Genomic DNA, 15,266 nt, shown 5'->3' on the forward strand with positions numbered 1-15,266 from the left:
GTGCGGCCTTTGAACTCTGTCAAACTGGCCCTTGGGGGTATCGCGCTGCTGGCGCTAGTCGGCTGTGAGGAAGCCCTGACATCCGCCGTCGTGCCGCCGCCGCGCCCCGCAGCCCCGCCGCCTGCGGCCAACGCTTATGTACCGCCCTCAGCCGCCAGTCAGGACCTGGCCCGGTTCTATCAGCGCGTCGAACGCGATCTGCTGACGCGCGGCCTGTTGCGGACAGATGGCGGCGGCCCTGACGCGCCGTATGACGCCGACGATCTGACCCGGAATTTCGAGACGATTGCGTTTTACAGCGAATACCCGAACCACAGCGTCTCACTGGGGTCGCGCCAGACCGATGGCCAGCTGAGCCGCTGGGACGGGCCTGTGCGCATCCAGACCGAATTTGGCCCTTCGGTCCTGCCCGCCACGCGGGAAAAGGATGCAGCGGATGTGCAGTCATATGCCGCCCGTCTGGCGCGGCTGACCGGGCACCCGGTTTCGACTGTAAGCCGCAAGGCCAACTTTCACGTGTTCTTTGCCGGTAAGGATGACAGCGCCTATGTGGTGTCTCGCCTCAGGCAGTTGATCCCGAATATCAGTCAGGCCTCGCTGGAACTGGTCGCCAACCCGCGCGCGAATTTCGACTGTTTTGTCTTTGCCTCGGCCACCACATCCTCGCCCAACAAATACGTGCGCGCGGTCACTTTGATCCGCGCGGAACTGCCCGATCTGGTACGGTTAAGCTGTATCCACGAAGAGATTGCGCAAGGCCTTGGCCTGTCCAATGACAGCCCCGCCGCGCGGCCTTCGATCTTCAACGATGATGACGAGTTTGCCCTGCTGACCAGTCATGATGAGAAACTGCTGCAAATGCTCTACGATCCACGGCTTCGGCCCGGCGTATCGGTCGATCAGGCCCGCCCTGTTGTCAGGATCATTGCACGCGAATTGATGGGTCAGCCGCTCTGACCCCAAGGACAGGAGAACCCAGATGGGAATTTTCGATTTTCTGACAGGCGAGTTCATTGATGTCATCCATTGGGTGGACGACACCCGTGACACGATGGTCTGGCGGTTCGAACGCGAAGGGCACGAGATCAAATACGGCGCCAAGCTGACCGTGCGCGAGGGTCAGTCGGCAGTGTTTGTGCATGAAGGGCAGTTGGCGGATGTGTTCACGCCGGGGCTCTATATTCTTGAGACCAACAACATGCCGATCCTGACGACCCTTCAGCATTGGGATCACGGCTTTCAGTCCCCATTCAAGTCCGAGGTGTATTTCGTCAACACCACCCGGTTCAACGACCTGAAATGGGGCACGAAGAACCCGATCATGCTGCGCGACCCGGAATTTGGCCCAACGCGCATCCGGGCCTATGGCACCTATACAGTGCGGGTGAAGGACCCGGCCAAGTTTCTGGTCGAGATCGTCGGCACCGATGGTGAATTCACCATGGACGAAATCAGCTTTCAGATCCGCAACATCATCGTGCAGGAATTCAGCCGCGTGATCGCGGGATCCGGCATCCCGGTTCTGGACATGGCCGCCAACACCGCCGATCTGGGCAAGCTGATCGCGGCAGAGGTGTCTCCGGTACTGGACAGCTATGGGCTGGACATGCCTGAGTTCTACATCGAGAACATCTCACTGCCGCCAGCGGTCGAGGCCGCTTTGGACAAGCGTACCTCGATGGGGCTGGCGGGAGATCTGGGCAAATTCACCCAGTATTCGGCGGCCGAGGCGATGACAGCGGCGGCCAACAATCCCGGTCAGGGTGGCGGCATGGGTGCTGGTCTGGGCATGGGAATGGGAATGGCCATGGCGCAGCAGATGGCGAACATGGCAGCGGGTCAGCCGCGCGGCCCGTGGGGATCGCCCGCCCCCGCTGCCCCGCAACCGGCAGCACACGCGGCGCCGCCGCCCCCACCACCGGTTGAACATGTCTGGCACATTGCGGTGGACGGACAGACCAGCGGTCCGTTTTCAAAGGCCAAAATGGGACGCATGGCCAGCGAAGGGCAGTTGACCCGTGAGACCCATGTCTGGACCGCCGGTCAGGACGGCTGGAAGAAAGCGGGTGAGGTGCAGGAACTGGCGCAGTTGTTTACCATTCTGCCGCCCCCACCGCCGGGTGCGTGACCAGAACGGGCGGACGAGTCAAATGTGCAAGGCTCTGACATGAACGAAGAACACCGCTTTCCCTGCGAACAATGTGGCGCGGATTATCGGTTCAATCCCGGTGATGGCACGCTGACCTGTGACCATTGCGGACATGCCCAGCCCATCGGCGCGGGCCCCTGGGGCGGTGCGAAACTGCGCGAGCTGGACTTTGACGCCGCCATTGCCGATCGTCTGCCCGACAGCGAAATCGAAGAAACGCGGGTTCTGTCCTGCCCCAACTGCGCGGCTCAGGTCGAGTTCGACCCGAACACCCACGCCGCCGAATGCCCGTTCTGCGCCACCCCCGTGGTGACGGATACCGGCGTGAACCGTCATATCAAGCCCAAGGGTGTTCTGCCGTTTGCGCTGGACGAACGGACCGCCCACACCGCCATGAACGATTGGCTGGGTCGGTTGTGGTTCGCCCCCAACGGGTTGCAGGACTATGCGCGCAAGGGCCGTAAGATGCAGGGAATCTATGTCCCTTACTGGACGTTCGACGCCGACACCAAATCCAGCTATCGCGGCGAGCGTGGTGTGGTCTATTACGAAACCCGAACTGTGATGCGCGACGGGAAGCGCGTGCAGCAACAGGTTCCCAAAGTGCGCTGGACCCCCAAATCCGGCCGGGTCGCGCGGTTTTTTGACGATGTGCTGGTGCTGGCCTCGCAGTCCTTGCCCAAGGCGTATACTGACGCGCTGGAGCCATGGGACCTGCCTGCGCTGGAACCCTATCAGCCGCAATATCTGGCCGGGTTCCGGGCCGAGGCCTACACGGTGGACCTGCAAGACGGGTACGCCGAAGCGCGTCAGCACATGGCACGGGTGATCGAACGGGATGTGCGGTTTGATATCGGCGGCGACCGTCAGCGCATTCATTCGGTCGAAACCGACGTGCGCGATGTCACGTTCAAGCACATTCTGCTGCCCGTCTGGATGGCGGCCTATAAATACCGGGGCGAGACCTATCGCTTTGTCGTCAATGGGCGCACCGGGCGCGTTCAGGGCGAACGCCCCTGGTCGGCGATCAAGATCACGATTGCCGTGGTTCTGGGCCTGCTGGTGGCAGCTGTTGCTGGCTACCTGATGGCGACCGGTCAGCAGTAACGGCGCAAAACCAGCCCCTTGCACATCCTGATGGCGGCGGTCATCTTCGGCGCGATTGCCGGGAAGGAGAAGATCGCCGTGACACTATCCGCGTTGAACACATTGTTGACGGATCGATATTCGTGCCGGGCATTTCGCCCGGACCCGGTGCCACAACAGGATATCGAGCAAATCGTTGCCAGTGCCTCACAAGTGCCCAGCTGGTGCAATGCGCAGCCCTGGCAGTTGGTGATCACAAGCGGAGAGGAAACGGATCGGTTCCGCCGCGCGCTGCGCGATGAAGTCGAAACCGGAACGCCTGCTCCGGACCTTGCTTTCCCCAGTTCTTATTCCGGCGTCTATCAGGATCGACGGCGCGCCTGCGGCTGGGCGTTGTACGCAGCCGTTGGCGTCGAACATGGCGACCGGGCGGGGTCGGCGCGCCAGATGATGGAAAACTATGCCCTGTTCGGTGCCCCCCATTGCGCGATCCTGTCCAGCCCGGCCGAACTTGGGCCTTATGGCGCAATGGACAGCGGCGGGTTCGTCACCGCGTTCACGCTGGCCGCGCAGGCGCTTGGGGTTGCAAGCATCCCGCAAGCCGCTGTCGCAGCCTACGGCCCCTTCCTGCACAAGTATTTCGATATTCCTGATGATCGGTTGATCCTGTGCGCAATCTCGTTCGGCTATGCCGATGCCGATCACCCGGCGAACAGTTTTCGCACCGACCGGGCCGCATTGGGTGACATTATCGACTGGCGCGGCTAAACCGGCAGGTAAAAATACCGAAGGGGGGAGCTTTGCGCGCAGTCATACAACGTATCTCACATGCCAGAGTCTCGGTGGATGGGTCTGTTATCGGGCAGTCCGGCCCCGGCCTGATGATCCTTGTCTGCGCCATGCAGGGAGATGACGAAGGTCAGGCCGCGAAACTGGCCGCAAAGATAGCCCGGCTGCGTATCTTCAAGGATGAAGCGGGCAAGATGAACCGCTCGGTGGTCGATAGTGGCGGATCGGCCCTGGTGGTCAGCCAATTCACGCTGGCGGCTGATACTTCAAGCGGCAACCGCCCCGGCTTTTCCGCGGCGGCCCCGCCGGATGTCGGGGAACGCCTGTATGAAGCCTTTGCCAAAGACCTCGCCGCGCATGGTATCCCGGTAGAAACAGGGCAATTCGGGGCGGATATGGCAGTTGAACTGGTCAATGACGGGCCGGTGACGATCTGGATGGAAAACTGATGACGCACACCGAACAAGCAATCGAGTTCTGGCGGGCTGGCGTGGCGGCGGTTGATGGGTATACGGCGACAAAAGCGGCCCTGCACGGTGTTCCCCGACCCGACCGCATTCTGGCTGTGGGCAAACCTGCCGCTGCCATGGCGCGGGCAGCCTTGGATCAGTTCGGGGATGTCCCGACCCTTGTGGTGACCAAGGACGATCACGGGCGCGATCTGCCGGATGGGGTTGAGGTGATCGAGGCCTCTCATCCCGTGCCCGATCAACGCAGCCTGAACGGGGGCCGCGCCCTGCGTGAAGCCGTGGAGCAGATGGCAGCGGGATCGCATCTGTTGCTTTTGGTGTCAGGCGGCGCCTCCTCGCTGGCCGAGGATCTTGTGCCCGGTAAATCCTTGCAGGACCTTGCCGCCCTGAACCGACAGTTGCTGGCCGAAGGGCTGGACATCACCACGATGAATGCAGAACGGCGCAAGCTGTCGCGGGTCAAAGGCGGTGGGCTGTTGTCGCATTTCAAAGGCGGCAAGGCGACGGTATTGGCGATCTCGGACGTGCCGGGGGACGACCTGAACGTCATCGGATCCGGTATCGGCTCCCTTCCCCAGACATATGACTTTGATGCCAGCACCCGGATCATCGCCTCAAACGCGCATGCCCGCGACGCCGCAGCCAAGGGCGCGCAGGCTGCCGGTCTGCAAGTTCACGCCAATGAAGAAGCGCTTCACGATGACTATCTGGCGGTTGCGGCTTATGTCGGGCAACGCCTACGCGATATGGGACCCGGCGCAATGGTCTTTGGTGGCGAGCCGACGGTTGTTCTGCCGGACTCTCCGGGTCGTGGCGGGCGCAATCAGGCCCTTGCGCTTGCGCTGGCCAAAGAGATCTCGGGCCTCGAAGATCTGGTGGTTGTCGTGGGCGGAACGGACGGAACCGATGGCCCGACGAACGCCGCCGGGGGTGTCATCACAGGCGCAACCTGGGCAGAGGGGGCCGAGCAGGCGCTGAATGCCGCAGACAGCGGCACATTCCTTGAACAGGCAGACGCTTTGCTGGTGACAGGGCCGACGGGTACCAATGTGATGGACCTGATTGTCGCAATCCGAGGCTGATCTGACGCTTTGTATGCTACCTTCCGGGCTCAGCCCGTCACTTTTGTTTCATGAACTACGGATAGCACCGCCGAAACGAAACTCTGCCAGCCCGCGGTCAGGAAATATGATTGCGTCTGACATCAATGCACGCGGAACAATAAAACTTGCCCGGTCGCCGGAAATACGCCAACGTTGACTCATGCGTCAATAATAAGCCCCTCAAGGGCACACATCACTCAACAGGGAGATACACCAAATGAACGAACAACTCACGCACATGGCCAGCCAGGTCACTGCGGGCAAACTCACGCGCCGCGAATTCATGGGGAAAGCTGCGGCCTTGGGTGTGTCGGCGGCAATGGCCAGCACAATGTTCGCGGATGCCGCACGGGCGGCAGGCCCGAAAAAGGGCGGCGATCTGAAACTGGGTCTTCAGGGCGGTGAGTCCACCAACTCGCTGGACCCTGCGACCTATGCCAGCTCGGTTCCCTATATGAACGGACGCCACTTTGGGGATACGCTGGTCGAGGTCGCACCGGACGGCACGATCGAGCCGCGTCTGGCCGAAAGCGTCGAGGGCAGCGCGGATGCCAAGGTCTGGACATTCAAGCTGCGTCAGGGGGTCGAGTTCCACAACGGCAAGACCATGACCAGCGAAGACGTTCTGAAAACCATGGAACGTCACTCGAACGAAGATTCGAAATCCGGTGCCCTCGGCATCATGAAGGGCATCGAATCGATGAAGGCCGATGGCGACAATTTTCAGGTTACTCTGACCGAAGCAAACGCCGACCTTCCCTATCTGTTGTCGGACTATCACCTTGTGATTCAGCCCGATGGAGGCATGGACAACCCAGCCGCCGGTATCGGCACAGGTCCATACCAGGTTGAAGTCGACGAACCCGGCGTGCGCCACCTGTTCACCAAGTTTGCCAACTACTGGAATGACGACGCCCATTTTGACAGCGTCGAAAACGTTGTGATCAATGATGCGACTGCACGGACTGCTGCGCTTCAGGGTGGACAGGTTCAGCTTGCAAACCGGATCGAGCCGAAGGTTGCCGACTTGCTGGGCCGCGCGCCAAACATCACGGTCCAGTCGACACCGGGCCGCGGTCATTATGTGTTCATCATGCACTGCGACACGGCCCCGTTTGACAGCAACGAGTTGCGCACCGCGCTGAAATACGCGATCAACCGTGAAGAACTGGTCGACAAGGTTCTGCGTGGCTATGGCTCTGTCGGGAACGACATGCCGGTCAATGCGGCGTATCCTTTGTTCGATGAAACAATCGCCCAGCGCGAGTTCAGCGTCGAGAAAGCGGCAGAGCACTATAAGAAGTCCGGCCATGACGGCTCACCCATTGTTCTGCGCGTTGCGGATGGGGCCTTCCCCGGTGCCGTGGACGCCGCATCGCTGTTCCAGCAAACCGCTGCACAGGCCGGTATCCCGCTTGAGATCAAGCGTGAACCCAATGACGGCTACTGGTCCGAGGTCTGGAACGTGCAGCCCTTCTGCGCCTCGTACTGGGGTGGTCGTCCGGTTCAGGACCAGATGTATGCCACCGCGTATCTGTCGACCGCAGACTGGAACGACACGCGCTTCAAGGTGCAGGCATTCGACGATCTGCTGTTTGCTGCCCGGGCCGAACTGGACGCGGACAAGCGTAAGGGCCTCTACAGCCAGATGGGCATGATGGTGCGCGACGAGGGCGGATTGATCTGCCCGATGTTCAACAACTTTGTCGATGCTTCCAGCAATGTGCTGGATGGATGGGAAACCGACCCGAACGGCGAGCTGATGAACGGTCAGGTTTCGCGCAAATTGTGGTTCGCATAAAACGGACCCCGGATAATGCATCCTATCATCAAACTGGTTTCCCAGCGCCTTGCGCTGGGACTCCTGCTTCTCTTCGGTGCATCGGCTCTGATCTTCGGCCTCACTGAAGCCCTTCCCGGGGACGCTGCGCAAGCGGTTCTCGGCCAATCCGCAACCCCCGAGGCGCTGGCGAACCTGCGCGAGGAAATGGGCCTCAACCGTCCGGCCCTGACCCGTTATTTCGAATGGCTGGGTGGCATCGTACAAGGTGACCTGGGCCAATCCCTGACAAACAAGCTTGATATTGCCGAATCCGTCGGCAGCCGGTTGAGCAACACTCTGTTCCTGGCGTTCTGGGCCGCGATTATCTCGGTGCCGCTTGCCATTTTCCTGGGCCTTCTGGCTGTTCGTTACCGGAACCGCTGGCCCGACAAGATGATTTCGGCCGTCACCCTGACGACGATTTCGATCCCCGAGTTCCTGATCGGCTATGTGCTGGTCTATTTCGTGGCCGTGAAACTGGGTATGTTCTCGCCACTGGCAATGATCAACGACAGCATGTCCCTTGGGCAAAAGCTGAACTCGATCGCGTTGCCGGTCATCGTTCTGACCCTCGTGGTGCTGGCGCATATGATGCGCATGACCCGCGCCGCCATCCTGAACGTGATGCAGTCGGCCTACGTGGAAACCGCCGAACTGAAAGGCCTGAGCAACTTTCAGGTCATCTACCGTCACGCTTTCCCCAACGCCGTTGCACCGATTGTGAACGTGGTGATGCTGAACCTGGCCTATCTGGTCGTTGGCGTCGTCGTGGTCGAGGTGGTGTTCGTCTATCCCGGCATGGGCCAGTATCTGGTGGACCATGTGACCAAGCGTGACGTGCCGGTTGTTCTGGCCTGCGGGGTGATCTTTGCGGCCATCTATATCGGACTGAACATGATTGCAGACATCGTTGCCATTCTGGCCAACCCAAGGCTGAGGCATCCGAAATGAAGAACATCCCTATCTCTGCAATGATCGGGCTGGGTTTCACAGTCCTGTATTTCATCATCGCCCTGTTCGCGCCCCTGCTGGCCCCCTACGGCATGGCCGAAGTGGTCGGCGACGTGTGGGAGCCGTCCAGCAAAGAGTTCTGGCTGGGCACCGACAACATTGGCCGCGATCTTCTCAGCCGTATGATCTATGGCGGGCGCACGACGATCTTTATCGCCACGGCGGCAACGATGCTAAGCTTCGTGACCGGCTCGGTTCTGGGCTTTCTGGCCGCTGTGCTGGGGGGCTGGGCCGATCAGGTCATGTCGCGGACCGTTGACCTGATCATGTCGATCCCGTCGCTGATCTTCGCGCTGGTTGTTCTGGCCATGGTGCCGGTGACCATTCCTGTTCTGATCATCGTCATGGGCCTGCTGGATGCGACCCGCGTCTATCGTCTGGCACGCGCCGTCGCGGTGGACATCGCCGTCATGGATTATGTCGAAGCCGCGCGCCTGCGTGGTGAAGGCCAGGTCTGGGTCATCTTCCGGGAGATCCTGCCCAACGCATTGTCTCCGCTGGTGGCTGAACTGGGCCTGCGTTTCATCTTCATGGTATTGTTTGTCTCGACCCTGTCCTTCCTGGGGCTGGGCGTCCAGCCGCCGCTGGCGGATTGGGGCGGCATCGTGAAGGAAAACAAGGACGGCATCGTCTATGGCATTGGCGCGGCGCTTTATCCCGCTGTCGCTATTGCGACGCTGGCAATCTCGGTCAACCTTGTGGCTGACTGGGTCCTGAACCGCACCACATCGCTGAAAGGAGGCCGGGGATGAGTGAACCGCTTCTCAAAGTCCGCGGGCTGAAGATTGGCGCGACGGTGTATCCGCCGGGCGAAAAGCCTCATGACATCGAAATCGTGCACGGGGTCGATTTCGACCTCGAACGCGGCAAGGTGCTGGGGTTGATCGGCGAATCCGGGGCCGGTAAATCCACCATCGGTCTTGCCTCGATGGCCTATGGCCGGGGTGGCGTGAAGATCACCGGCGGTGAAGTCTGGGTCAACGGACGTGACATTCTGAAAACGTCCCATGGCGACATCCGCAAGCTGCGCGGGGGTGAGGTCACATATGTGTCCCAATCCGCCGCTGCGTCCTTCAACCCGGCCAAAAAGATCATGGATCAGGTGGTCGAAGCGGCTGTGGAACAGAAAAAGTTCAGCCGCAAAGTTGCCGAAGGCCGGGCGCGTGAACTGTTCGCCAAGCTGGGCCTGCCCGATCCGGATAATATCGGTGACCGGTATCCGCACCAGGTCTCAGGCGGTCAGCTACAGCGTTGCATGACCGCGCTGGCGCTGTGCCCCGAGCCTGATCTGGTGGTGTTCGACGAGCCCACCACCGCGCTGGACGTGACCACCCAGATCGACGTTCTGATGGCCATCAAGGAAGCCATTGCCGATACCGGCGTTGCCGCGCTGTATATCACGCACGATCTGGCGGTCGTGGCGCAGGTCAGCGATGACATCATGGTTTTGCGGATGGGCAATACGGTCGAATACGGCGACACCGACCAGATCATCAACAACCCGAAGGAAGAGTACACGCAGGCTCTGGTCTCGGTCCGTTCGATTGAGCATGAAGAGAAACAGCCCACGCCGGATCCGGTGCTGACCGTCGACGGCATCACCGCGCGCTACAAGGGGCTGAATTTCGACGTGCTGCACAACGTCAACGTCGAGCTTCATCCGGGGCAGACGCTGGCGGTTGTGGGCGAATCCGGTTCGGGCAAGTCCACACTGGCGCGGGTGATCACCGGCCTGCTGCCGCCACGCGATGGCGAGATCACCTTTGCCGGTCGCAAGCTTTCGTCCGACCTCAAGGGCCGCACCCGCGAGGATCTGCGCGAGTTGCAGATGATCTATCAGATGGCCGACGTGGCGATGAACCCGCGTCAGACCGTTGGCACGATCATTGGCCGCCCGCTGGAGTTCTACTTTGGCATGCGTGGCGCGGAAAAGCGCAAACGGATCATCGAGTTGCTGGACGAGATCGAACTGGGCGAAAAGTTCATCGACCGCTATCCGGCAGAACTGTCCGGTGGTCAGAAACAGCGTGTCTGTATTGCGCGGTCGCTGGCGGCCAAACCCAAGATGATCATCTGTGATGAGGTCACCTCGGCGCTGGATCCGCTGGTGGCGGATGGCATTCTCAAACTGCTGCTCGACCTGCAGAAGATCGAGAACGTGGCCTATCTGTTCATCACCCACGATCTGGCAACGGTCCGTGCGATCAGCGACAGCATTGCGGTGATGTATCAGGGGCGCGTGGTCCGCTATGGCCCGAAATCACAGGTGCTGAGCCCGCCGTTCGACGACTATACCGACCTTCTGCTCAGCTCGGTGCCCGAGATGCATCTGGGCTGGCTGGAAGAGGTCGTCGCCCATCGCAAGATGCAAAGCGCCGGGAACTGATCCGGGGCTTCAAAAAGAACCCGGCGGGTCGATGGCCCGCCGGTTTTCCTTTGGGCTATGCCTTCTGGCCGTAGCGTTGATGGTGTCGGGTCAGAACCTGCCTCAGTTCATCCCGGTAACGCATCCCCTGCAAGGTTTGGCGCAGCCCGCCTTCGGCATCGAACAGCAACAGGGTCACATGGGGCACGCCGTATTGATTTGCAAATCTGGCCCCGTCCTGCTGGCTGATATCCGCGACCAGATAGATCAGATCGCATTCCCCGAACTGCTTCATCGCCTTGCGGGTTTCCCGCTGTAGCGCGGTACAGGTCGAACATTGCGGGTCGTGCACCTGCACCACGACCGGTTTGCCCTGCCCGACCCGCGTCAGGTCATGCTCGGCCTGCATTGCCCGGACGGATCGTATCGTGAAAAACCCACCGCCGCCCACAACTGCCGCAGCGATTGCACCATTGCGCGCCAGCCTCAGAACATCGCGACGCGACGCGCCCTGTGCCGAAGTGGCTTTCGCCTTCTCGATCTGCGCCTTTTTTCGTTTTGAGACTTTAGCCATGGTTCGTCCCGAGTGTTTTCGCCTGGTCAGAAGCATATGCGTTCGCGCGGTCAGGCGACCTCACAATCGCGGCATCGGCTTCAACGCGCCTTCGACCGGCAACATGTCGTTTTTCGCATTGCCCGGCGCGGCCCGGCGCGTCAAACAGGCATCAGCAGTAGCAAAGGACGCCTGACATGGACCGCAAACTCCTTCTCATCATTCTGGACGGTGTTCCCTGGCGCAACTTCCGTCGCCTGTTCGGCAATCTGGAAGGCTGGGTCGACAGTGGCGAGGCAAAGGTCTGGAAACTGCGCGCCGTGCTGCCTTCGACCTCGGCCAGTTGCTATGCCTCGATCCACACCGGTGTGACGCCGCAGGAACATGGCTGTACCGGCAACGGCAACGTCTTTCGCCTGAGCCATAAGGACGTGTTCAGTCAGGTCCGCGAAGCCGGTGGCGTGACCGGAGCCGTGACCCACAGCTATTGGTCGCAATTCTTCAACCGCCACCCGTTCGATTATGTCCGCGATGTTGAATATGACGAGCCGGACAGCATGACCATCAACCACGGTCGGTTCCACACCATGACCGGCTATGGCAGCGCCAATCAGATGACCCCGTCAGATGTCGATCTGTATGCGACCCTGACCAACCTGTGCCTGCGCTTTGGGTTGGATTACGGCATTCTGCACACCTGCACGCTGGACAGTATGGGCCACCGCTTCTTCCATGATTGCGAGGAAATGGACCACGCCTGCTTTGTCGCGGATGAAATGCTTGCCCCCTTCATCCCGCGTTGGCGGCAATTGGGCTATGACGTCATCGTAACCGCCGATCATGGTCAGGATGAACGCGGCCACCACGGCGGGCGCGGGCCATTACAGCAGGAAACTGCGCTGTATTATTTCGGGGATGCAACCGGACCCGACGCGGACGCGGTAATTGAACAGGTGCAACTGGCGCCCACGATCCTGAACCGCATGGGTGCTCCGATTGCGGACACCATGAAGGGGAAACCGTTCCTGACGTGATCTTGGGCTTTAGTCGTAGGACCAGATGCCCTGACCCAAAGCCTCGATCGCGACAGAGATTCGCTCAAAACTGTCCGCCGCGCGTTTGACCGAGGTTCGGGCACGCAGGTATCCGTGGACCAGGCCCGCCTCGTTGATCCAGTGCGCCTGCCCGCCGGCGGCAGAAATACGTTCGCAATAGGTCGAGCCGTCGTCGCGCAGCGGGTCGCAATCTGCAGTGACAACAACGGTCGGTGGCAGGCCCGAGAAATCACTGTCGTGAAGCGGCGCGTAGGTCGGATCGTCGTGCGGGGCGGGGCCGCCACAGCGGACATTCTCGTAAAACAGGATCTCGTCGCGCGTCAAAAGCGGCGCGTGGGTGTGTTCGACATACGAACCCTTCGAGTTATCCCCGCCCAATCCCGGATAGATCAGTACCTGGCCGAGTATTTCCGCCCCCTGCCCCCGAAGCTGATGGGCGACCGCAGCGGCCAGATTGCCGCCTGCACTGTCACCGGCCAGAACCATAGGGTCACCGAATTCCGACACGACCCAGTTCACCGCAGTCAGGCAATCCTGAAACTGCGCCGGGTGCACATGTTCGGGGCAAAGCCGATAATCCACCGCCACGATTCGATACCCAGTCTGTGCGCAGATCTCGGCGCAGACGTCGTCATGACTGTCCAGCCCGCCAACAACAAATCCGCCGCCGTGGAAATAGACCACAGTCCGGGTGGGATCTCCGGCCGTATAAATGCGAACAGGCACGCCATCGGCGCGCCTGTCCTGTGTTTCTACACCCTTTGGGCGGGGCTGGCGAAAGTCCTGACACATCGTGTCATAAACCCGGCGCTGATCCTCAATCGACAGATCCACCGCGTCGTCAGGATAGCTTTCCGCCGTGCGTCTTATGAACGCCCAAGTTTCCTCATCGATCAGACGTTCATAATCCATGTTCCCTCCCGGTCAGGCAGCCCACTCCCATGGCCGGGTGAACGACCCCAGCACTTTGCTGACATCGTCCTCTGACGCGCCGTTCGCGTCAAGCTGCGCGACTAGGCCGCGTTTCTTATCGTCAATGACCGAGACTACGCGCGCATCGACGCCTGCCGTTTCCAACGCACCGTTGTAGATCCGGGTAATGGCATGTTTGCGCAGATCAGGCTTGAACACCTTGCCGACGGCGGTTTTGGGCAGTTCCGAAAGGATGGTCATATGCTTGGGCTGCGCCGCGCGTTCGTGGACATGCACCTTGCAGAACTCCATCAAGGCCTCTTCGGTGACCGAGGCCCCCTCGACCAGTTCGACAAAGGCGCAAGGCACTTCGCCCGCATGCGCATCGGGTTGGCCAATGGCACCGGCAAAGGCAACGGCTTCGTGACCCAACAGCGCCTCTTCGATCTCGGCCGGGTCGATATTGTGACCGCCACGGATGATCAGATCCTTGGCACGACCGGTAATCCACAGATAGCCGTCCTCGTCAAAACGACCCAGATCGCCTGTACGCAGGTATTTGTCATAGTGGTACAGGTTCACGTTCTTATCGGCTTCGGTATAGGTGTTGCCCGCAAAGACGCCCGGGTTTGAAATACAGATTTCTCCGATCTCATCCGCTGCGCAATCCTTGGGTCCATCGGGGCCGTCCTGCAGGATTTTGACATCCGTGTACGGGAACGGGATACCGATCGAGCCGATCTTTTTCTCGCCATCCACGGGGTTACAGGACACCAGACAGGTGGCTTCGGTCAGGCCATAGCCTTCGACGATGGTAACGCCGGTGGCTTCCTCGAACCGGCGGAACAGTTCAACCGGCAGCGGCGCCGAACCCGAGAAGGCGGTTTTGACCGAGGAAATATCCGCATCCACTGGGCGCTGCATCTTGGCCGAGATTGCCGTCGGCACCGTGATGATGAAGCTGACCTTCCAACGTTCGATCAGTTTCCAGAAATTGTCGAATACGCCATCGCCACGATACCCTTGCGGTGTCGGGAAGATCACATGGGCACCAGATGACACCGCCGCCATCATGATGACGTGGACAGCAAAGACGTGGAACATGGGCAGAGGGCACATGATGACGTCAGTTTCATCGAACAGCAGCGTATGACCCAACCAGCCATTGTAGACGAGGCCGGAATACTTGTGCTGTGCCACCTTGGGCATGCCTGTCGTGCCACCGGTGTGGAAGTAACAAGCGACGCGGTCTTCTTTGCTGTCTTCGAAGGTCAGCGTCTTCGGTTGTTTGGCCAGCTCTTTGTTGAAGTTCTTGTAATCCGCATGGGCCAGCTTTTCCTTGTCGCCCATTTTCGGACGCAACAGAGGAACAATCCACGATTTGGGCGGAGTCAGATAGCGGTTCAGGTCGATTTCCAGGATGGTATTGACCTTGGGCGCGTGTCGAACGGCCTCTTCCACCTTTTGCGCCACATCCGTTTTCGGGAATGACTTCAGCGTCACGACGACCTTGGCGCCCGTCTCACGCAGAATCGCTGCGATTTGTTCGGGCTCCAGCAGTGGGTTGATCGGGTTCACGATCCCCGCTACGGCACCGCCCATCATGGTCACAAGGGTCTCGTTACAGTTGGGCAGCACATAAGCCACCACATCCTTTTCCCCAACTCCAAGCGAGCGGAACAGGTTCGCCGCCTGATTGACTTGTCCCAGAAGGTCCGACCACGTCAGCGTTTCGGCCTTGTCATTGGGGCCTGAAAATATTTGGAAACTGACTGCGTTGTGATTTGGAAATTTCCCGGCTGTCCGTGACAGCAATTGATGAAACGTAACCGGCAGGTCACGATCCTCCCACGGCATTTCCTGTTCAACACGCGTTTTGTCTTCCAGCCCAACAAAGGCCATGTGGCTCCTCCCGTCTTATAATCTCCCGCGCGCCACACGCGGTTATGAT

14 protein-coding genes are annotated in these 15,266 nt (G+C 60.2%); 11 read left to right on the plus strand and 3 right to left on the minus strand.

Features of this window, described 5'->3' with window-relative positions:
• The 10 genes from ACR0LW_RS13080 (at position 1) to ACR0LW_RS13125 (ending at position 10,816) form a co-directional block, all read left to right on the plus strand.
• Positions 1 to 957, plus strand: coding sequence for a DUF2927 domain-containing protein (locus ACR0LW_RS13080; RefSeq protein WP_480882892.1), 957 nt, complete (start codon positions 1 to 3; stop codon positions 955 to 957).
• Between the two features lie 22 nt (positions 958 to 979).
• Positions 980 to 2,128 carry an SPFH domain-containing protein gene (locus ACR0LW_RS13085; RefSeq protein ID WP_170454990.1) on the plus strand — a complete coding sequence of 383 codons (1,149 nt, stop codon included), beginning with the start codon at positions 980 to 982 and terminating at the stop codon, positions 2,126 to 2,128.
• 39 nt (positions 2,129 to 2,167) lie between these two features.
• A complete protein-coding gene (locus ACR0LW_RS13090) occupies positions 2,168 to 3,256 on the plus strand; it encodes a TFIIB-type zinc finger domain-containing protein (RefSeq protein WP_480882893.1) in 1,089 nt (362 codons plus the stop codon).
• Between the two features lie 30 nt (positions 3,257 to 3,286).
• Positions 3,287 to 4,003 (plus strand): nitroreductase, encoded by a 717-nt coding sequence (locus ACR0LW_RS13095; RefSeq protein ID WP_480882894.1) that lies wholly within the window; start codon positions 3,287 to 3,289, stop codon positions 4,001 to 4,003.
• 32 nt (positions 4,004 to 4,035) lie between these two features.
• A complete protein-coding gene (dtd, locus tag ACR0LW_RS13100) occupies positions 4,036 to 4,473 on the plus strand; it encodes a D-aminoacyl-tRNA deacylase (RefSeq protein WP_170624416.1) in 438 nt (145 codons plus the stop codon).
• Positions 4,473 to 5,576 (plus strand): glycerate kinase type-2 family protein, encoded by a 1,104-nt coding sequence (locus tag ACR0LW_RS13105; RefSeq protein WP_480882895.1) that lies wholly within the window; start codon positions 4,473 to 4,475, stop codon positions 5,574 to 5,576. The genes dtd and ACR0LW_RS13105 overlap by 1 nt, the downstream gene beginning before the upstream one ends.
• Before the next feature lie 238 nt (positions 5,577 to 5,814).
• The gene (locus tag ACR0LW_RS13110; protein ID WP_480882896.1) at positions 5,815 to 7,398 is read left to right on the plus strand and encodes an ABC transporter substrate-binding protein; all 1,584 of its coding nucleotides are present in this window, start codon (positions 5,815 to 5,817) and stop codon (positions 7,396 to 7,398) included.
• Positions 7,399 to 7,413: 15 nt separating this feature from the next.
• Positions 7,414 to 8,370, plus strand: coding sequence for an ABC transporter permease (locus ACR0LW_RS13115; RefSeq protein ID WP_170519884.1), 957 nt, complete (start codon positions 7,414 to 7,416; stop codon positions 8,368 to 8,370).
• Positions 8,367 to 9,182 carry an ABC transporter permease gene (locus tag ACR0LW_RS13120; protein WP_480882897.1) on the plus strand — a complete coding sequence of 272 codons (816 nt, stop codon included), beginning with the start codon at positions 8,367 to 8,369 and terminating at the stop codon, positions 9,180 to 9,182. Before ACR0LW_RS13115 ends, ACR0LW_RS13120 begins: the two co-directional genes overlap by 4 nt.
• Complete coding sequence (locus ACR0LW_RS13125) at positions 9,179 to 10,816, plus strand: ABC transporter ATP-binding protein (RefSeq protein ID WP_480882898.1); 1,638 nt, start codon at positions 9,179 to 9,181, stop codon at positions 10,814 to 10,816. The genes ACR0LW_RS13120 and ACR0LW_RS13125 overlap by 4 nt, the downstream gene beginning before the upstream one ends.
• A gap of 55 nt (positions 10,817 to 10,871) precedes the next feature.
• On the opposite strand, the gene ACR0LW_RS13130 is transcribed toward ACR0LW_RS13125, so the two are convergent.
• Complete coding sequence (locus ACR0LW_RS13130; RefSeq protein WP_480882899.1) at positions 10,872 to 11,369, minus strand: TlpA family protein disulfide reductase; 498 nt, start codon at positions 11,367 to 11,369, stop codon at positions 10,872 to 10,874.
• Between the two features lie 176 nt (positions 11,370 to 11,545).
• On the opposite strand from ACR0LW_RS13130, the gene ACR0LW_RS13135 reads away from it, so the two are divergent.
• Positions 11,546 to 12,382: an alkaline phosphatase family protein gene (locus ACR0LW_RS13135; RefSeq protein WP_170455009.1), complete on the plus strand. Its 837-nt coding sequence runs from the start codon at positions 11,546 to 11,548 to the stop codon at positions 12,380 to 12,382.
• 9 nt (positions 12,383 to 12,391) lie between these two features.
• Here ACR0LW_RS13135 and ACR0LW_RS13140 read toward each other — a convergent pair whose 3' ends face one another.
• Both ACR0LW_RS13140 and ACR0LW_RS13145 read right to left on the minus strand, forming a co-directional pair.
• On the minus strand, positions 12,392 to 13,315 hold the full coding sequence (locus tag ACR0LW_RS13140; RefSeq protein WP_480882900.1) for an alpha/beta hydrolase: 924 nt from the start codon (positions 13,313 to 13,315) through the stop codon (positions 12,392 to 12,394).
• A gap of 12 nt (positions 13,316 to 13,327) precedes the next feature.
• Positions 13,328 to 15,217, minus strand: a complete 1,890-nt coding sequence (locus ACR0LW_RS13145; protein WP_480882901.1) for an acyl-CoA synthetase — start codon at positions 15,215 to 15,217, stop codon at positions 13,328 to 13,330.
• Positions 15,218 to 15,266 lie beyond the last annotated feature (49 nt).

The organism is Ruegeria sp. N4 (genome assembly GCF_056531425.1).